The sequence below is a fragment of the Paraburkholderia sp. BCC1884 genome, assembly GCF_900996225.1.
In the GTDB taxonomy this organism is placed as follows: Bacteria; Pseudomonadota; Gammaproteobacteria; order Burkholderiales; family Burkholderiaceae; genus Paraburkholderia.
On the sequence record NZ_CAAJGL010000090.1, the window covers coordinates 48,078 to 65,617 of the forward strand.

Sequence of the window (17,540 nt, forward strand, 5' to 3'; positions counted from 1 at the left end):
ATGCGAGGCGATTGATTGCCCGCTCGACACTATTCGGGTTATTTAATGGCTAAAGGTCGGCTTCATCTCGGTGGATTATTAATCGGTATGCTTGCTGTGTTTTTCAGCATGCCGATCATGGCGCAGAACCCGGCAGCCGATGCCGACAAAAACAATCATTCGTCGAGTCTCACTGCATCACCGGAAGAAGCGCGCGCCATCGCCAGGGACGCGTTCATCTACGCGTACCCGATGCTCTACAACTACAAGACGATGTACGAGCAGGCCGTCGATCCGAAGGCGAAGGCCTACGTTGGCGGCTTCGGGAAATTCCGTCACTATTCGAAGCCGTACGGTCCCGAGAACAAGGACATCGTCACGCCCAACAACGACACGCCTTACTCGTGGGCATGGCTCGATCTGCGGCGCGAGCCATGGGTGCTGACGGTGCCGGCCATACTCGACAAGCGTTACTACGTGTTCCAGTGGATCGATCTCTTCACCTACAACTTCGCGTATGTCGGCTCGCGCACGACCGGCGAAGGTGCGGGGCATTACCTCTTCGCCGGGCCTGACTGGAACGGCGAGACGCCCAAGGGTATCGACAAGGTGTTCCGTTCCGAGACCGACTTCATCGTGACACTGGGCCGCACCGCGCTCAACGGCCCTGCCGACGTGAAGAACATGCAGGCGATCCAGCGCGGCTACAGGCTCACCTCGCTCTCGGCGTTCGAACACCGCCCGGCGCCACCTGCCGCGCCGGGCGTGAATTTCCCGAAGTGGAACGAAGCCGACGCCACCTCGATCGATTTCATCTCGTACCTGAATTTTCTGCTGCAGTTCACTCAGCCGGGCGCAGCGTCGGAAACGGAATTGATGCAGCGCTTCGCGCGGATCGGCATTGCGCCAGGCCGGCACTTCGACGCAGCGGCGTTGCCGCCGCAGACGCGCCAGGCCATCGAGGCCGGTATCGCCGACGGCAAAGCCGCGCTTGCCGACGCCGAAAAACACACCACCAGTTCCTACGACCTGTTCGGCACGCGCCAGGATCTCAACGGCGATTACACCAAACGTGCGGTCGCCGCCGCGATGGGTATCTACGGCAACACCAGGCAGGAAGCGGTGTATGTCGGCACGCGCCTGAACGCCGAGCATCAGCAGTTGGTGGGCGCCCAACCCTACGTCATTCACTTCGACAAGAAAGATCTACCGCCTGCGAAGTTCTTCTGGTCGATGACGATGTACGACCTTCCCGCGCGTCACCTGGTGGCCAATCCGATCAACCGCTATTCCATCGGCGACCGGACCCACGGCCTCAAATACGGCGCCGACGGTTCGCTCGACATCTACGTCCAGCAAGCATCGCCAGGGCCGGACAAACAATCGAACTGGCTTCCGGCACCGGCGGGTCCGTACAACGTCATCGCGCGAATCTATGGGCCTGAAGAATCGGTGTTCAACGGAACGTGGACATTCCCCGTTCCCCAGAAACGATAAGCGCATCAAGCGGTTCGGCAGGCGCGAACAGATCGGCAAAGACCTGTGGAGATCGGTATGAATAGACGGAACCACTCAGTATCGTGCCCGGCGTGGCGTTTGGCAGCGTTGTGCGGGGCCATGAGTCTCGCCAGCGCGCAGGTGGCGCAGGCCACCGAAGGCGGGATTGGGCGCCCGATCACCGGCGAGCAGATCACGCCGTACGCCGGCATCGTTCCGCCGACGTCGGACTGGATCGTGTCGCTGTCGACGATCTACTACCAGGGCTCGCTCGGTGCCACGAAGACCCTGCCCGTCGCCGGTACCGTCACGCAGGGCTTGAACTACCAGGTCATCTACACGATGGCGAATCTGGTGAAGACCTGGGGCATCACCGCCGGCGGATGGAATTTCGCGTCGTCGTTTGGCGTGCCGTTCCAGTACACCAACGCGTCGAGCTTTCGGGGCGTGCTGCCCAACGACCATGCGACACAATTCGCGGACATTTTCTTCACGCCCGTCGTGGCCGGTTATCACTTCAGCAAAACGGATCACATCGCGTTGAGCGTGCAGATGTACGCGCCGACGGGTGCCTACAACTCGAGCCGTTTGGCCAACGCAGGGCAAAACACGTGGACCTTCACGCCGACCGTCGCGTACACGCATCTGATTCCCTCGCAGAACATCGAACTATCTCTCAACTACGGTCTGGAGTTCTACACGGGCAACGATCAGACCCACTATCACAACGCGCCGGTTAGCGTACTCGACCTGCTCGCGCTCAAGCGGTTCGCCAGCGGCTGGGGCATCGGCGTGGTGGGCGGCTACATCCAGCAGATCGGCAACGACACCGGCGGCATCGCCCGCTTGACGGGCGGCACACAAGGGCATGCGGTCGGCATCGGCCCGATGGTCACGTGGGCGGGGAAAGTCGAGAAAACACCCGTTTCGGCGACCTTGCGCTGGGTGAACGAATTCAACACGAGCAATCGCCCGAAGGGCAACGCCGTGGAGCTGTCGATCAGCGCGACTTTCCAGTAGCAAGGGGATTCGATCCGGCAACCCGCAATGGGCGCGGCCGCGCGGCATTGTTCGGTCTGCAGCAATTGTGATTTCACGCTATCGGCATAGAAAAAAGATAGGCAAGATCTAAACTGCTCTCTATCAGCTGCGCGCAACTCACCGAAGCGCGGCGCCCTTAAAACCGGATTGGAGAGTCATCATGAAAAGCAAACTTCTTGCAGCCCTGCTGGTCGCCGTTACTGCCTCGATCGCCGCACCGGCATTCGCCAGCGGCTACGGCCCGGCGCCGTCCTATCGTCCGTCGGTTGGTGCGCCTGCTTCGCAACGCGGCCAAAGCGCACAGACCGTCGCCGCCGAGCAGAGCAATGCGGTCGGCTCGGTGAACGACTCGTACGGTGGCGTGGTGGCGTCGTCCTCGGCATCCGGCCGCCGTCAATCGGCAGAGGGCTTCACCCGTCTGTACAACGCTCATTAATGTGAAGTTCGTTCGCTGAGTACGGCTGTTGCGAGGTGTTGAAATGTTGAAAATTATCGAAGGTGCAGTGTTTCTCGGTGCGTTAGCGCTTTACCTGACGCCCGCCATCATCGCGGACGCCAGAAACCGTGAAGACGCTTTCGCGCTGACCATGGTGAACATTCTGCTTGGATGGACAGTGATCGGCTGGTTTGCAGCGTTAGTGTGGGCAAGGCACCCCGTCAGCGGTCGCAATCTCAGGCATTTCGCGAAGCGGGCGCAGCGCGCCGTGGCCCGCGCCACGATCGACGGTATCGTGGCGCGAGCCAGCAACCGCAATAGTTCGATTCCTATGTTTAATCGCCGCCTCGTGCCCGTCGTTGCGCGGATTGCAGCGCACAGTCATCGCCGGCCGCACATTTGAGCTGGTGCAGCAGCACAGGAACGGCCGGGCTTTCGAGCCCGGCCGTTTCGTTTTGGCGACGACGTGCCGCTCAGAATTTCTCCAGCCAGGGCCGCAATTCGACTTCCCATGTCCACGCACTCCGGTGCTGACGATGGATGTGCAGATATTCCCGCGCGATCGCGTCAGGCTCCAGCCATTTGTCGTCGGCGCTGGTGTCCTCCGGCTTGGCCCAACTACTCGCAATGCCGCCGTCAATCACAAAGTGTGCGACGTGAACATTCTTCGGAGCAAGTTCGCGCGCCAGACATTGCGCCATGCCTCGCAGCGCGAATTTGCCCATGGCGAAAGGCGTAGAGCCGGGGAGGCCTTTCACGCTAGCCGTGGCGCCCGTCAGCAGAATCGAACCGCTGCCTCGCGCCAGCATGCGCACAGCGGCGGCCTGAGCCACCAGAAAGCCGCCGATGGCGGACACTTTGATCGACTCCTCGAGCCTGGCCGGCTCGATGGCTTCGACCGCCGCGCGATACCGGCCGCTCGCGTTGTACACCACGAGGTCGGGCGCACCGAAGGTCTGCTCGATGCGCGTAAAGAGCGCGTCGACGTCTTCCGGCCGGCTTGCGTCGCAACTCACCGGCAAGGCGCCGGTTTCGTCCACCAGATCCGTCAGCTTGCCGATGTCTCGCGCGGCCAGCGCGACCTGCATGCCTTCCGCAGCAAACAGGCGCGCGAGCGATGCGCTCAAGCCCTTTCCCGCACCCACGATCAATGCTGTTTCAGTTCGACTCACGACGCCTCCTGATGCAATTAGGGACAGCGATTCGGAGCACGTCGTTGCACGCGCTCGCATGGCGTGTTTTGAACTATAGATCGCGTTGGCGCTTTTGCGGTTGATTGGCAAAAGCGCCCAGCCCCTTTACTCCACCGTCACAGATTTCGCCAGATTCCGCGGCTTATCCACATCCGTACCCCGCGCACAAGCCGTGTGATACGCCAGCAACTGCAGCGGCACCACGTGCAGGATCGGCGACAGCAAACCGTAGTGCTCCGGCATCCGGATCACATGCAGGCCTTCATCGTTGACAATCTTCGTATCCGCGTCGGCGAACACATACAGCTGACCGCCGCGCGCACGCACTTCCTGGATATTCGACTTCAGTTTTTCCAGCAGCGCATCGTTCGGCGCCACCGTCACCACCGGCATGGCTTCCGTCACGAGCGCCAGCGGCCCGTGCTTCAACTCACCCGCCGGATACGCCTCGGCGTGAATGTACGAAATCTCCTTGAGCTTCAACGCGCCTTCGAGTGCGATCGGGTAATGCAACCCGCGCCCGAGGAACAGCGCATTTTCCTTGCGCGAGAACTCTTCCGACCACGCGATGATCTGCGGTTCCAGCGCCAGCACACTGTTCAACGCCGCCGGCAAGTGGCGCAACTGCTTCAGATACTCCGCTTCCTGCACTTCATCCACATGACCGCGCAGCTTAGCAAGCGTCAACGCCAGCACGAACAGCGCGACCAGTTGCGTCGTGAACGCCTTGGTCGACGCCACACCGATTTCGCGGCCCGCGTGCGTGAGGAACGAGAATTCGGTCTGACGCACCATCGCGCTCGAGCCGACGTTGCATACCGCCAGCGTGTGCTTGTGACCCAGCGACTGCGCGTGCTTGAGCGCCGCCAGCGTGTCAGCCGTTTCGCCCGATTGCGAGATCACCACCACCAGCGACTTGGGATTCGGCACCGACTCGCGATAGCGATACTCGCTCGCGATTTCGACCTGCGTCGGAATCTTCGCGATCGATTCGAGCCAGTACTTCGCCGTCAGCCCCGAGTAGTAACTCGTGCCGCACGCCAGAATCAGCAAACTGTCGATACCCGCGAACACCTTGTCCGCGCCTTCGCCGAACAGCGAGGCGTCGAACGAATCCGCTTGCGGAATCGTGTCGGTGATCGCGCGCGGCTGCTCGAAGATTTCCTTCTGCATGAAGTGACGATACGGGCCGAGTTCGACCGCGCCGCCGTACGCCGCGACCTGGCGCACATCGCGCTGTGCTTCGTAGCCGTTGCGATCCGCGATCCGCACGCCGTCGAGCGTCAGCTCGCACACATCGCCTTCTTCGAGGAAGATGAAGCGCTCGGTGCTGCCGGCGAGCGCCAGCGCATCCGACGCGAGGAAGTTCTCACCCTCGCCGAGGCCCACTACCAGCGGCGAACCCTGGCGCGCGCCGACCACCGTTTGCGGCTGATCCTTGTGCAACACCGCGATCGCATACGCGCCATGCAATTGACCGACCGCTTCGCGCACGGTGGCAAACAGATCGCCCCGATACAGGCTGTGCACCAGATGAGCGATAACCTCCGTGTCGGTCTGCGAGACAAACTCGTAGCCCTTGCCGCGCAGCATTTCACGCAGCGACTCGTAATTCTCGATGATGCCGTTGTGTACCAACGCGAGCGCATCTTTCGAGAAGATCGGATGCGCGTTGTCCGTCACCGGCGCGCCGTGCGTCGCCCAGCGCGTATGCGCGATACCGGTCACGCCTTCGAGATGCGTCTCGCGCACCTGATCGTCGAGATCGGCAACCCGCGCCACGCTGCGCGCGCGAACCGGGCCGTTCTTGCCAAGCACCGCCACGCCACAGGAGTCGTAGCCACGATACTCGAGACGACGCAGTCCCTCGATCAGGACGGGAACGATATTACGTTGCGCAACCGCGCCGACAATGCCACACATGGCTTAATCCTTTTTCAGTAATGCGCGCCTCGTGCACGCGTCACGACTTTCAGTTTTTCTTCTTCACCGGACGCACAAAGCCCGGCTTGCTTGTTTGAGTCTTGTCGTTCAGCACGAGCATGTCGGCTTCGACATCTTTCCAGACCGTGGTGCCCGCCGCGATCGTCACGCCGCGCTTCACGCGCACGGGTGCGACCAGTTGCGTGTCGGACCCGACGAACACGTCGTCTTCGATGATCGTGCGGAATTTGTTGGCGCCGTCGTAATTGCAGGTGATGGTGCCCGCGCCGATATTCACGCGTGCGCCGATATCCGCGTCGCCGATATAGGTGAGGTGGTTGGCCTTCGAGCCGCGACCGAGCACCGCGTTCTTCACCTCGACGAAGTTGCCGACGTGCGATTCGTCCTGCAGCGACGCACCCGGGCGCAAGCGCGCATACGGTCCGAGCACGACGTTCGCGCCGACTTCGGCGCCTTCGATATGCGTGAACGCGTCGACCCGCGTACCGGCGCCGATGTTCGCATTACGGATCACGCAGTTTGGCCCGACGGTGACGTTGTCAGCCAGGGTCACGCGGCCTTCGAACACGCAGTTCACATCGATCGAGACGTCGCGGCCGCATTCGAGCGAGCCGCGCACGTCGAGCCGCGCCGGATCGGCGAGTGTCACACCGGCGACCAGCAACGCTTCAGCCACGTTGCGCTGGTGAATCCGTTCGAGTTCGGCCAGTTGTTGCTTGCTGTTCACGCCGAGCGTTTCCCACTCGTCGTCCGGTTGCGAGGTGACGACTTCGAGACCGCTTTCGATCGCCATCTCGACCGCATCCGTCAGATAGAACTCGCCTTGCGCATTGTCGTTCTTCAACGCCGCCAGCCAGACGCCCAGGCGCTCCGTTGGCGCGACGATGATGCCGGTGTTGATCTCGTCGATCTTGAGTTGCTCGGCGCTCGCGTCTTTCTGTTCGACGATGCGTGCCACCTTGCCGTGCTGATCGCGCACGATGCGCCCGTAACCGCTCGGGTCCGCCAGCGTGACGGTGAGCACGCCATAGCCGCCCTGCCCCGCACGTTCGGTCAATGCCTGCAGCGTGCTCGCGCGCGTGAGCGGCACGTCGCCGTACAGCACGAGCGTGGGCACGGACGGATCGAGCAGCGGCAACGCCTGCTGCACCGCGTGGCCGGTGCCGAGCTGTTGCTCCTGCGTGGCGAATTGCACGTCGGGCGCCGCAACGGCTTTCTGCACGGCTTCGGCGCCATGGCCGACCACCACGACGAGCCGCGTGGGCTTGAGCGTGCGAGCAGTGTCGATGACGTGAGCGAGAAGAGGCCGACCGGCCAGAGGATGGAGCACCTTGGGAAGCGCGGACCGCATGCGCTTACCGGTGCCTGCCGCCAAAATCACAATATTCATGGCACGGCAACCAGACAAGTTTGGAGCGCACGATTCTATCACGCAGCCTCATGTGAAAAAGGCCGCAGACGCGGCCTCATAGTGAGCGGTAAAACGTGCAAACGCCGGTTATCAGGCGCTTTCACCCGCTATCAAAGATCGTCGAACTGAACGATCGAGATCGATTTCGAGATGCCTGGCATGGCGCCGGCACCGCTGTCGGTCGAACACGGCTCTTCGTCGAAGGCGGTATCGCCTTGCGGATCGGCTTCGCCGCTCGCTCGCAGATTCGCGAACGGATACAGCTTGTGATCCATCAAGTGCGACGGCACGACGTTCGACAAGGCGTTGAACATATTTTCGATGCGGCCCGGGAAGCGCTTTTCCCAATCGCGCACCAGCGCCTTCATTTCCGCGCGCTTCAGGTTCGGCTGGCTGCCGCACAGGTTGCACGGAATGATCGGGAATTCGCGCAACTCGGCGTATTTCTCGAGATCGGTTTCCTTCACGTAGGCAAGCGGGCGGATCACGATGTTCTTGCCATCGTCCGATTGCAGCTTGGGCGGCATGCCCTTCAGCTTGCCGCCGTAGAACATGTTCAGCAGCAGCGTCTGCAGGATGTCGTCGCGATGATGGCCGAGCGCAATCTTGGTCGCGCCGAGTTCGCCCGCCACGCGATACAGAATGCCGCGACGCAGCCGCGAACACAGCGAGCAGGTGGTCTTGCCTTCCGGCACCAGTCGCTTGACGATGCTGTAGGTGTCCTGGTTCTCGATGTGAAACGGAATGTCGAGTTGCTTCAGATACTCCGGCAGCACGTGCTCGGGAAAGCCCGGCTGCTTCTGGTCGAGATTCACGGCGACGATCTCGAAATTGATCGGCGCGCGTTCGCGCAGCCGCATCAGGATTTCGAGCATCGCGTAGCTGTCCTTGCCGCCCGACAGGCACACCATCACCTTGTCGCCGTCCTCGATCATGTTGAAGTCGACGATCGCCTCGCCGACCTGGCGCGCGAGGCGCTTGAACAGCTTGTTGTTCTCGTACGCTTCTTTCTGCTCGCGGCGCGTGAGCGGCACCTTGACCTTCGCGGCAGGCGCGGCGTCGTTGAGGATTTCGGGCGCATTCATGGCTCAATCCTCCTTGATACGGAAGACTTCGACGCCCACCGCGTCGCAGTCCGGATAAACGTCCGGCTTTTCGGTCGATACGCGCGCGGCACGCACCAGCGGATGTTCGAGCATGGTCTTGACCAGGTCGTCGCAGAGCGTTTCCTGCAAGTGGATGTGACCTTGCTCCACGCGTCGCGCGATGGTGGAACGCATGAAGTCGTAGTCGACCACTTCGTTGAGCTTGTCCAGAAGCGGCGTGGACAGCGCCAGCGGCACGAACAGTTCGACGTTGATCACGACGCGCTGTTCGCCGCGCTTTTCGAAGTCGTGCACGCCGATGTTGATGTGCACTTCGTAATTGCGCAGAAAGAGCCGGCGGCAATCGGCGAGCCGGGGATGCGAAAGAGCGGCAAACATGTTCGTTCCAGTCGAAAAAAGCGTGCGGGGCACGCAAAGGGCGCTTCAGGCGCCCGTCAAAAACATTACGTCGCGCGGCAGCGGCACCAGGTGCTGCCCGCCGTCGACCACCAGCGTCGTTCCGGTGACGCCCGCTGCATCGGCGAGATACAACGCGGCGGCGACAATATCCTCGGGTCGCGACGCGCGGCCCAAAGGCGTGATTCGGTGAGCGGCGGCGAAACCGTCCGGCGTCTGATCGCCGGATTGCATCGTCAGGCCGGGCGCCAGCCCGACCACCCGCACTTTCGGCGCCAACGCCTGCGCCAAGGCGACCGTGGCTGTCTGCAACGCCGCCTTCGACAGCGTGTACGACAGGTAATCCGGATTCATGTTGTACAGCTTCTGATCCAGCACGTTGATGACGACCCCACGCTGACTTTCGTCGCTGCGCGCGGCCTCCGGTGTCGCCTCGTACAGCATACGCGCCAGTACCAGCGGCGCGCCGAGGTTCATCGCGGTCAGCTTCAGCAGCAGTTCGTAACCGACGTCGCGCGGCGTGTCTTCTTCGAAGCGCGACGCGTTGTTGACGATACACGCGGGCCGCCCCAGCGCGGCGATGCAGGCCGGCAGGAGCTGCTGGACCTGCGCCTCGTCGGCCAATTCGGCCTGCAAGGCGACCGCCCGGCGACCCATGGCCACGATGTCGGCGACCACCTGATCGGCGTCTTCGCGCGAACTGCCATAGTGGACCGCCACGTCCCAGCCACGCGCGGCAAAACCCAGCGCGAGCGAGCGCCCGATGCGCCGGGCGGCGCCGGTAATCAGCACGACACGGGGCGCTTCAGGCGCACGGAAGGCAGCAGTGTCCAGAGAGTCGGTCATTTACAATGGGGGGATGAATCCGAAAGCTCACCAACCCGACAGTTTACCTGCTCCCGGCCCAAGCGCGCTGGCGCAGTCGGAAGCGCTCGTCGCGCAACTGCGCACGGAACTCGAAAACGCCGGCGGCTGGCTGCCGTTCGACCGCTATATGGAACGCGCGCTGTACGCGCCGGGACTCGGCTATTACAGCGGTGGAGCGCGCAAATTCGGCCTGCGCGGCGACGACGGCAGCGACTTCGTGACCGCGCCGGAACTGTCGCCGCTCTTCGCCGCGACGCTCGCCCGGCCGCTGGCCGAGGCGCTGCAGGCCAGCGGCACGCGCGAGGTGATGGAATTCGGCGCCGGCACCGGCAAGCTGGCGGCCGGCCTGCTCAATGCGCTCGACGCGTTGGGCGCGGAGTTCGACAGCTATTCGATCGTGGACCTGTCAGGCGAACTGCGTGAGCGCCAACGCGAGACGATCGAAGCGGCCGCACCGGCGCTCGCCGCCAAGGTGCGCTGGCTGGACGCCTTGCCGGAACACTTCGAAGGCGTGGTGATCGGCAACGAGGTGCTGGACGCGATGCCCGTGCGACTGTTCGCGTCGACGGGCGGTGTCTGGTACGAGCGCGGCGTGGTCTGGCGCGGCACGCAAGCCGAAACCTTCGCGTTCGAGGATCGCCCCGTGTCGGCGGCCGCGGATCTGGCGTTGTTGTCGGAAATCGAATCCATCGGTGAAATCGACAGTGCCGGCGACGACTATGTCACCGAGACGCACGACGCCGCGCGCGCGTTCACCCGCACCATCTGCACGATGCTGACGCGCGGCGCGGCGTTTTTCATCGACTACGGCTTTCCGCGGCACGAGTACTACCATGCGCAGCGCGTGCAAGGCACGCTGATGTGCCATTACCGCCACCGCGCGCACGCCGATCCGTTCCTGTATCCGGGCTTGCAGGACATCACCGCGCACGTCGAATTCACCGGCATCGCCGAGGCCGGTGTGGAGACGGGCGCGGATCTGCTCGGCTTCACGTCACAAGCGCGCTTTCTGCTGAACGCCGGGATTACCGAGACACTGGCCGAGATCGATCCCACCGACACGAAGCGTTTCATGCCCGCCTCGAATGCGGTGCAGAAGTTGTTGTCGGAAGCGGAAATGGGCGAACTGTTCAAGGTGATCGCGTTTTCGCGCGGTCTGGATGACACGTTGCAGGCATTTTCGAGCGGCGACCGCTCGCACACGCTGTGATTTTTTGCCCTTGCAGGCTCAGGAAAGCGCGATGATCCGCTGGCTGTTGACGACCTTCGTGGCAGTGGCCGTGCTGTCGGCCTGCTGGCCGTGGCTCAGGAAAATCGGCATCGGGCGCATGCCGGGCGACGTCACCTTGCGTCTGTTCGGCCGGGAGTATCCGTTTCCGTTCATGTCGACGCTGGTGCTGTCGATGATCCTCTCGCTCGTCGCCCGGATGCTTTAAGCGCGCTGCGCGGCCTGCACGACGTCAGCCCATCGCCGCTTCCACGGCGCGGACGCGTTCCTGATGCACCGCGTCCTTGATGCCCGCTGGCGCATCGGCTAGCCGCTTCGCCACCGCGCCGGCATCCACACCGCGAGCGGCAACCAGCGCCACGCGCAAGCGCTCAGCCTGCGGATAGTCCCGCATCTCGAAGCCCAGGCGCCCACGCGCATCCGCCTCGCAAGCCTGCAAGGCTTCGGCGAAGCGTGCGGGCTTGCGAATCGCATCGCTGCGTTCGAGCAACCTCACCAGTGCGGCCGCACCAAACTCCATCACGCGATGAATGTTGCCATGCTCGCGCGCCACCAGCAGCGCCAGATCGCGGCACTCGTTCGGCACGCGCAGACGTTCGCATAAAGGCCTTAGCAGAGCCACGCTGCGCTCTTCGTGACCGATGTGGCGCGGCAATACGTCTTCCGGCGTGGTCGCCTTGCCGAGATCGTGCGTGAGCGCGGCGAACCGGACGGGCAGCGTGTAGCCTTGCCGCGCGGCGTGGTCCAGCACCATCATTACGTGCACGCCGGTGTCCACTTCCGGGTGATAGTCGGCGCGCTGCGGCACGCCGAACAGCGCGTCGATCTCCGGCAGAATCCGCGCCAACGCGCCGCATTCGCGCAGCACCGCGAACATGCGCGACGGCTGTTTCTCCATCAGACCACGCGAGACTTCCTGCCACACGCGTTCGGCGACGAGCGCATCCACTTCGCCGTCGGCGACCATCTTGCGCATCAGCGTCAGCGTGTCCGGCGCGACGGTGAAATCCGTGAAGCGCGCCGCGAACCGCGCGATCCGCAAGATCCGCACGGGGTCTTCGAGAAACGCGTCGCTCACATGACGAAACAGGCGCGCGTCCAGATCGCCACGGCCGTTGAACGGGTCGATCACCGGTCCCGTCAACTCGCCGTCGGGGCGAACTTCGCGCGCCATCGCATTGATCGTCAGATCACGGCGTGCGAGGTCTTCCTCCAACGTCACGTCCGGCGCGTAGAAAAACTGGAAGCCGTGATAGCCCGCCGCCGTCTTGCGCTCCGTGCGTGCGAGTGCGTATTCCTCGTGCGTCTGCGGATGCAGGAACACCGGAAAATCCTTGCCCACCGGCCGGTAGCCTTGCGCCACCATCTGTTCGGGCGTTGAGCCGACCACAACGTAATCGCGGTCCTGCACGGGCACGCCCAGCAACTCGTCGCGAATCGCCCCGCCTACCGCGTAAATATTCATGGGCATACGTCTTGATACGGAATCGTGTAGGTCTCGTTGAGCGAATCGTCGATCCATGCCTTCACGGCGGGGACTGCGCTCAAGCGGTTCGCGTACGCGGATGCCGCTTCGGACAACGCCGGTTGCCAGGTGTTGAAGCGCATCGCGACAGGTGCGTACATCGCATCGGCAATCGAGAACTCGCCGAACAGGAAAGGTCCGCCGTAGGTGTCGAGGCAATCGCGCCATAGCGTGTCGATGCGCGCGATGTCGGCGAGCGCGCCGGGTGTCGCGTTCTTGCCCGGGAACGACGCGCGAATGTTCATCCACATATTCGAGCGCAATTCACCGAAGCCCGAATGCATCTCGGCGCTGACGCTACGCGCGTGACTGCGCGCCGCCGCATCGCGCGGCCACAACGCATGTTGTGGGAAGCGCTCGGCCAGCGTTTCGGCAATCGCCAGCGAATCCCACGTGAGCATGTCGCCGTCGATCAGACACGGGACTTTGCCCGGCCCTTTCGGTGCATGTGTCAGGACTTCCGCCGTCGTCTCGGCCCGATTCAGATGGATCAACACTTCTTCGAACGGAATGCCGAAATGCTTAAGCAGCAGCCACGGACGCATCGACCACGACGAATAGTTCTTGTCACCAATGAGCAGCTTCATGCCGGGTATAGATAGAGAGGTGAGGAAAAGGAAAAGCCGGTTCAGCGCCCCGCGCTCGCGCGAAACGTATCGAAGCGCGAGCGGGTCGACGCACCCGTCAGATAGACCGGCGCGATCGTTTCGATGCTGGCCGGCTCCTCGATGCCGAGTTCAGGCGCAAGCGGCCCGCTCAGCACGTTGTCGACTTTCATCGAATCAAGATTGTCGCGCGAGATCACGGTTTCTCCGGGCGCCATTTCAAAACTCAGCGCCTGCAAACGCGCCAGGGTTTCCGGCAGCCGAATGATGCGCGCATGCTTGCCGATCACATCGCCGCAATAGCTGACGAGGTCTTCCAGCGTATAGACGGTCGGGCCGCCCAACTCGTAGGTATGCCCGCTCGCGGCATCGAGATCGATCGTGTTGACGATCGCTTTGCCGACATCGCCGACATACACCGGCTGAAACTTCGCGTCCGGCATGGCGAGCGGAATCACCGGAAACACCTTCTGCAGAAACGCGAATTTGTTGAGGAACTGATCCTCCGGCCCGAACACCACGGACGGCCGGAAAATCGTCCACGCGAGGTTCGCTGCGTGCACGGCTTTCTCGCCGTCGCCCTTCGAGCGCGAATACATGCTCGGACCATTCGAGTCTGCGCCGAGCGCGCTGACATGAATCAGCCGATGCACGCCCTTGCTTTCACACGCCGCGACAATTTTGGTCGGCAGTTCGACATGCATGCGCGCGAACTCGGGACCATACGGCTTGCCGCGTTTGCCATTCAACGTGGCCACCAGATTGATCACACAATCCGCACCCTCGACAAAACGCGCGAGCTGAACCGGATCGAACACGTCGGTTTCGATCACGTCGATGGGCAGCAGGGTGAGATGGCGGGCGTTGTAGCGCCGCCGGGTGGCGATACGCACGTCTTTGCCCATTTCAACCAGGGCGTTGACGAGATGGCTGCCGATAAAACCGGACCCGCCGATGATCGCAATGGCTTGATGTCGCATTTTCGACTCCCTGGTGGAAGCCGCGGCAACGGCTGGCGTGGCGCGCCGCGGCCCCGGAACTGGGGCTGCGGCGGCACGGCGCTTACGGTGCGATATAACCCAGACGCGCCTTCAGCGATTGCGGACGGCCTTCGAACAACGCCGCGTAGTAGACCGTGTTGGACAACACATTCTTCACGTAGTCGCGCGTTTCCTGGAACGGAATCGCCTCGGCGAAGATCGCGCCTTCCACCGGATGTTGCAGCGACTGCCGCCAGTTGCGCGGACGGCCCGGGCCGGCGTTGTAACCCGCGGTGGCCAGCACGGCGGACCCGTCGAACTGATTGTAGATCATCGACAGATAGTTCGTGCCGAGCAGGATGTTGGTGTTGATGTCGTTCATCTGGTCACGCGAGATCGGACCAAGACCGATCTTCTTCGCCACCAGTTGCGCGGTGCCCGGCATCAACTGCATCAAGCCGCTCGCGCCGACTTCCGAGCGCGCATTCATGATGAAACGCGACTCCTGACGAATCAGCCCGTAGGCCCATTCCACATCCAGCCCATTGGACTGCGAATCGCGCTCGACGATATCGCGGAACGGCGACAGATAACGCAGCGAGAAATCGTGCTCGGTCTTCGTGCGATCCGCCGTGTTGACCGTGCGGTCATACAATTGAATACGGCGCGCGTATTCGGCGGTGGCGATCAGTTGCCGGTCACTCATGTTGCGCAGCGGCCAGTTCCATTCGCGATTGCCTTCGAGCCGCAGATTCAGCGCGTAGAAACGTTGCGCCAGATCGAAACCCGGCGTGTTGCCGGCCTGCTGGACTTCGGCGTCGGTCACCATGGTTTTCGGCGGCACGGTGATCTTCTGGCCGAGCTCTTCCGCAGCCAGTTGGCCGTAGAAGTTGTAGCCCTGCGAGATCGATTCGAATTCCTGGTTGGCGGTGGCCGTGTCGCCCGCCTGCTTCAGCGCGCGAGCATGCCAGTACACCCACGACGGCTGATTGCGCAGCGCCACCGGCATCTGTTCGATCGACCAGCGCACCATCGTCCAGTCACCGGCGAGCAGCGCAGTGCGGGTGCGCCATTCATACGCGGGGTTCGACAGCGGCGCATTCACCGAGAGCCGATACCAGTCCACCGCGCTCGGCATCTGCTTGGCGGCCGCCTGATAAGCAATCGTGCCCCAGCCGATGGCGCGCTCGGGTGAACTCAACGACGGCGCGACCGACGCGAACATGGCCGCCGCCGTGGCCGGGTCGTTGCGCGCCATGCGCGTGATCGCCAGCAAAGCCAGTTGATGCGACTGCGTATCCGGGCCGACGCCGCGCGCCAGCAACAACGGCGGCGTAGTGGTGGCCTGGTTGAACAGCACCGGATCGGGCGGCTGATTGCTCAACGCGTCGACCAGCTTGCTGCCGGTGTTGGTGTAGTTCTGCTCGTAGGCGAGGCGGATCTGTTGCCAGATGTCGTCGGCGCTGAACTGGCGGCTCATGCCCAGCGAGGTGATCAGATCGACGCAACCGTCGCCGTACCACTTCGGATCGACCAGCAGCGCACGCGCCGCGTCGGCGACGTTTTCGCCGCGCGAGGCGCGCGATTCGAGTGCGTAGCACTTCACCTGCGTGTCGTCGTTCAGGACGAAGCGGGCGTATTGCTGATCGAAGTTGCGCCAGTCGTGACGCGCGCCGAGCACCGTGAGGTAGTCGTTACGCAGACGGTCGGCGATGGCCTGGCCGTCGTACTTCTGCAGGAACGCCAGCACCGGCGCATCGGGCGCGTCGACCCGCGCGTGACCGCTCGAATCGAACAATTGCGGCTTGAGCTGAAAGTACGCCAGATACGAAGGCGCCGGGTAGTCCGGGATCATGCTCGCCAACTGCGCCGCGCGCGCTGCGTCGTTATTACGCGCGGCCTCGCGAAGCTGGACGAAGGTCTGGTCGTCGTTGGTGAGTTGCGAAATGGGAATGGGCTTGACGGCTGAGGCCGTGCTGCACGCAACGAGTGCCGCTGCGGCAAGCGCCAGACCGGCCGCGCGATATACTCGGTAAAGGCGTTTTGACATCGTTGTTTCTGGAGCGCGAATTGAACTCAAGCATAGCATGCAACCCCGTGGCGGAATCGAAAAAGGCGCTGCGTAAAATGCTATTGGAAGCAAGGCTACATGCGGCTTCCGAGCCGGCGCACAATGCCGCGCTCGGGCGCCGCGTGCTGGATGCGTTAAAGCGCTATGGCGTGCGCAGCGTGGGCTTCTACTGGCCGCTTGCGGGTGAATTCGACGCCCGCGCCGCGATCTCGATCTGGCTCGCGTCCGACCCGCAACGCGAAGCAAGTTTGCCGGTCGTCAAGGAACGCGGTGTCCCGCTCGAGTTTCATGCATGGACGCCCGCCACGCCGATGCAGATCGGTCATCACAAGATCGCCGAGCCGAGTTCCGGGCGCGTGGCGGTGCCCGAGTTGCTGTTCGTGCCGTGCGTCGGTTTCGATGCGGCCGGCTATCGGCTCGGCTACGGCGGTGGCTACTACGACCGCACGCTGGCCAACTGGCCCGGTGCGAAGAAGCCGGTGACCGTCGGTATCGCCTATGAGGCGTGCCGCACTTCCGCCTTGCAGCACGAAGCCCACGACGTGCCGCTCGACCTGATCGTCACCGAGGCTGGGCTTTATCCGCAAGCAACGGCGGATTGAATGCACGGCGAGCGCCTGCCCATCGCGGCAGCGCGCCCGTTAGCGCGCCCGTTATAGAGAGGCCGCCGCCCGCGCGGCCGTGTCGTACAGCCCCGAGGCGTTGCGCATCAACTGCGCCGCCTCGCCGATCTGCTCGTTGGTCAGGCCGCTCTCCTTCAAGGTCGAGATCAGGCAGCTCTCGCGCACCTCGCGATACTTCAGGCACAACTCCCGCCCCGCTTCGGTCGCCGAGAAGAACACTTCCTTGCCGGTCTTTTCGCTTTTTACATACCCTCTAGCTACGAGCTTCTTCAGCGCGTAGGTGGCGACGTGCGTGTCCTCGATGTTCAGCACGAAGCAGATATCCGCCAGTTTCTTGCGCCGCTCGCGATGGCTGACGTGGTGCAGCAACGACACTTCGATCGCGGTCATGTCCTTGTCGCCCGCTGCGGACATGCAGCGCACCATCCATCGGTTGAAGGCATTGCCCGCCATGATGAGCGCGTACTCGAGTTCGGACAGTTCCGCGCTCGTGGCGGACACGAGGTGTTCCGAGGAGACGATCTTGGTGGGGTGACGCGACATGATGACGATTCTCGGCAACAGATTGGGAAGGTGTCGGGAGTGTACGACGCGCGCCCGATCCCAGGGAGCCTGGCAAAAACGCTTATTGAGAAATT

At 62.9% G+C, this 17,540-nt stretch carries 18 protein-coding genes; 7 read left to right on the forward strand and 11 right to left on the reverse strand.

Annotated elements, in window-relative coordinates; all coding sequences use genetic code 11:
* The first annotated feature begins 87 nt into the window (after positions 1–87).
* The 4 genes from FQ705_RS19080 (at position 88) to FQ705_RS19095 (ending at position 3,356) form a co-directional block, all read left to right on the forward strand.
* Positions 88–1,476, forward strand: coding sequence for a DUF1254 domain-containing protein (locus FQ705_RS19080; RefSeq protein ID WP_144143626.1), 1,389 nt, complete (start codon positions 88–90; stop codon positions 1,474–1,476).
* Between the two features lie 120 nt (positions 1,477–1,596).
* Complete coding sequence (locus tag FQ705_RS19085; RefSeq protein WP_260854564.1) at positions 1,597–2,496, forward strand: transporter; 900 nt, start codon at positions 1,597–1,599, stop codon at positions 2,494–2,496.
* Positions 2,497–2,677: 181 nt separating this feature from the next.
* The gene (locus FQ705_RS19090) at positions 2,678–2,953 is read left to right on the forward strand and encodes a hypothetical protein (RefSeq protein WP_144143628.1); all 276 of its coding nucleotides are present in this window, start codon (positions 2,678–2,680) and stop codon (positions 2,951–2,953) included.
* 43 nt (positions 2,954–2,996) lie between these two features.
* On the forward strand, positions 2,997–3,356 hold the full coding sequence (locus FQ705_RS19095) for a superinfection immunity protein (RefSeq protein ID WP_144143629.1): 360 nt from the start codon (positions 2,997–2,999) through the stop codon (positions 3,354–3,356).
* A 70-nt stretch (positions 3,357–3,426) separates the two neighbouring features.
* Here the strand turns inward: FQ705_RS19095 and FQ705_RS19100 are convergent, their stop codons facing one another.
* From FQ705_RS19100 to FQ705_RS19125, 6 genes are all read right to left on the reverse strand, one after another.
* Positions 3,427–4,125 (reverse strand): SDR family NAD(P)-dependent oxidoreductase, encoded by a 699-nt coding sequence (locus tag FQ705_RS19100; RefSeq protein ID WP_144143630.1) that lies wholly within the window; start codon positions 4,123–4,125, stop codon positions 3,427–3,429.
* A gap of 126 nt (positions 4,126–4,251) precedes the next feature.
* On the reverse strand, positions 4,252–6,069 hold the full coding sequence (glmS, locus tag FQ705_RS19105) for a glutamine--fructose-6-phosphate transaminase (isomerizing) (protein WP_144143631.1): 1,818 nt from the start codon (positions 6,067–6,069) through the stop codon (positions 4,252–4,254).
* Positions 6,070–6,118: 49 nt separating this feature from the next.
* Positions 6,119–7,480, reverse strand: coding sequence for a bifunctional UDP-N-acetylglucosamine diphosphorylase/glucosamine-1-phosphate N-acetyltransferase GlmU (glmU, locus tag FQ705_RS19110; RefSeq protein WP_144143632.1), 1,362 nt, complete (start codon positions 7,478–7,480; stop codon positions 6,119–6,121).
* Between the two features lie 131 nt (positions 7,481–7,611).
* Positions 7,612–8,586: a tRNA 2-thiocytidine(32) synthetase TtcA gene (ttcA, locus tag FQ705_RS19115; RefSeq protein WP_144143633.1), complete on the reverse strand. Its 975-nt coding sequence runs from the start codon at positions 8,584–8,586 to the stop codon at positions 7,612–7,614.
* Positions 8,587–8,589: 3 nt separating this feature from the next.
* A complete protein-coding gene (locus FQ705_RS19120) occupies positions 8,590–8,985 on the reverse strand; it encodes a dihydroneopterin aldolase (RefSeq protein WP_144143634.1) in 396 nt (131 codons plus the stop codon).
* 45 nt (positions 8,986–9,030) lie between these two features.
* The gene (locus FQ705_RS19125; protein ID WP_144143635.1) at positions 9,031–9,849 is read right to left on the reverse strand and encodes an SDR family oxidoreductase; all 819 of its coding nucleotides are present in this window, start codon (positions 9,847–9,849) and stop codon (positions 9,031–9,033) included.
* A 13-nt stretch (positions 9,850–9,862) separates the two neighbouring features.
* On the opposite strand from FQ705_RS19125, the gene FQ705_RS19130 reads away from it, so the two are divergent.
* Both FQ705_RS19130 and FQ705_RS19135 read left to right on the forward strand, forming a co-directional pair.
* Entirely contained in the window at positions 9,863–11,080 is a 1,218-nt protein-coding gene (locus FQ705_RS19130; protein ID WP_144143636.1) for a class I SAM-dependent methyltransferase, read from the forward strand.
* A gap of 31 nt (positions 11,081–11,111) precedes the next feature.
* Positions 11,112–11,306, forward strand: coding sequence for a DUF2905 domain-containing protein (locus FQ705_RS19135; protein WP_144143637.1), 195 nt, complete (start codon positions 11,112–11,114; stop codon positions 11,304–11,306).
* Positions 11,307–11,330: 24 nt separating this feature from the next.
* On the opposite strand, the gene FQ705_RS19140 is transcribed toward FQ705_RS19135, so the two are convergent.
* From FQ705_RS19140 to FQ705_RS19155, 4 genes are all read right to left on the reverse strand, one after another.
* Positions 11,331–12,563 carry a multifunctional CCA addition/repair protein gene (locus FQ705_RS19140; RefSeq protein ID WP_144143638.1) on the reverse strand — a complete coding sequence of 411 codons (1,233 nt, stop codon included), beginning with the start codon at positions 12,561–12,563 and terminating at the stop codon, positions 11,331–11,333.
* Positions 12,560–13,210, reverse strand: coding sequence for a glutathione S-transferase family protein (locus FQ705_RS19145; protein ID WP_144143639.1), 651 nt, complete (start codon positions 13,208–13,210; stop codon positions 12,560–12,562). Before FQ705_RS19145 ends, FQ705_RS19140 begins: the two co-directional genes overlap by 4 nt.
* 41 nt (positions 13,211–13,251) lie before the next feature.
* Entirely contained in the window at positions 13,252–14,208 is a 957-nt protein-coding gene (locus FQ705_RS19150) for a complex I NDUFA9 subunit family protein (RefSeq protein WP_144143640.1), read from the reverse strand.
* Between the two features lie 82 nt (positions 14,209–14,290).
* Positions 14,291–16,258 carry a lytic transglycosylase domain-containing protein gene (locus FQ705_RS19155; protein WP_144143641.1) on the reverse strand — a complete coding sequence of 656 codons (1,968 nt, stop codon included), beginning with the start codon at positions 16,256–16,258 and terminating at the stop codon, positions 14,291–14,293.
* Positions 16,259–16,335: 77 nt separating this feature from the next.
* Between FQ705_RS19155 and FQ705_RS19160 the strand changes: the two genes are divergently transcribed.
* Positions 16,336–16,881, forward strand: coding sequence for a 5-formyltetrahydrofolate cyclo-ligase (locus tag FQ705_RS19160; protein ID WP_260854565.1), 546 nt, complete (start codon positions 16,336–16,338; stop codon positions 16,879–16,881).
* 51 nt (positions 16,882–16,932) lie between these two features.
* On the opposite strand, the gene FQ705_RS19165 is transcribed toward FQ705_RS19160, so the two are convergent.
* Entirely contained in the window at positions 16,933–17,445 is a 513-nt protein-coding gene (locus FQ705_RS19165; protein WP_144143642.1) for a winged helix DNA-binding protein, read from the reverse strand.
* Positions 17,446–17,540: the final 95 nt, after the last annotated feature.

Bases quoted from the DNA above. Each gene is read 5' to 3' on its own strand.
- FQ705_RS19135 (WP_144143637.1), top strand. From the start codon at position 11,112: ATGATCCGCTGGCTGTTGACGACCTTCGTGGCAGTGGCCGTGCTGTCG.
- ttcA (WP_144143633.1), bottom strand. From the start codon at position 8,586: ATGAATGCGCCCGAAATCCTCAACGACGCCGCGCCTGCCGCGAAGGTC.
- glmU (WP_144143632.1), bottom strand. From the start codon at position 7,480: ATGAATATTGTGATTTTGGCGGCAGGCACCGGTAAGCGCATGCGGTCC.
- FQ705_RS19160 (WP_260854565.1), top strand. From the start codon at position 16,336: ATGCTATTGGAAGCAAGGCTACATGCGGCTTCCGAGCCGGCGCACAAT.
- FQ705_RS19120 (WP_144143634.1), bottom strand. From the start codon at position 8,985: ATGTTTGCCGCTCTTTCGCATCCCCGGCTCGCCGATTGCCGCCGGCTC.
- FQ705_RS19145 (WP_144143639.1), bottom strand. From the start codon at position 13,210: ATGAAGCTGCTCATTGGTGACAAGAACTATTCGTCGTGGTCGATGCGT.
- FQ705_RS19140 (WP_144143638.1), bottom strand. From the start codon at position 12,563: ATGAATATTTACGCGGTAGGCGGGGCGATTCGCGACGAGTTGCTGGGC.
- FQ705_RS19095 (WP_144143629.1), top strand. From the start codon at position 2,997: ATGTTGAAAATTATCGAAGGTGCAGTGTTTCTCGGTGCGTTAGCGCTT.
- FQ705_RS19155 (WP_144143641.1), bottom strand. From the start codon at position 16,258: ATGTCAAAACGCCTTTACCGAGTATATCGCGCGGCCGGTCTGGCGCTT.
- FQ705_RS19165 (WP_144143642.1), bottom strand. From the start codon at position 17,445: ATGTCGCGTCACCCCACCAAGATCGTCTCCTCGGAACACCTCGTGTCC.
- glmS (WP_144143631.1), bottom strand. From the start codon at position 6,069: ATGTGTGGCATTGTCGGCGCGGTTGCGCAACGTAATATCGTTCCCGTC.
- FQ705_RS19130 (WP_144143636.1), top strand. From the start codon at position 9,863: ATGAATCCGAAAGCTCACCAACCCGACAGTTTACCTGCTCCCGGCCCA.
- FQ705_RS19125 (WP_144143635.1), bottom strand. From the start codon at position 9,849: ATGACCGACTCTCTGGACACTGCTGCCTTCCGTGCGCCTGAAGCGCCC.
- FQ705_RS19150 (WP_144143640.1), bottom strand. From the start codon at position 14,208: ATGCGACATCAAGCCATTGCGATCATCGGCGGGTCCGGTTTTATCGGC.
- FQ705_RS19085 (WP_260854564.1), top strand. From the start codon at position 1,597: ATGAGTCTCGCCAGCGCGCAGGTGGCGCAGGCCACCGAAGGCGGGATT.
- FQ705_RS19080 (WP_144143626.1), top strand. From the start codon at position 88: ATGCTTGCTGTGTTTTTCAGCATGCCGATCATGGCGCAGAACCCGGCA.
- FQ705_RS19090 (WP_144143628.1), top strand. From the start codon at position 2,678: ATGAAAAGCAAACTTCTTGCAGCCCTGCTGGTCGCCGTTACTGCCTCG.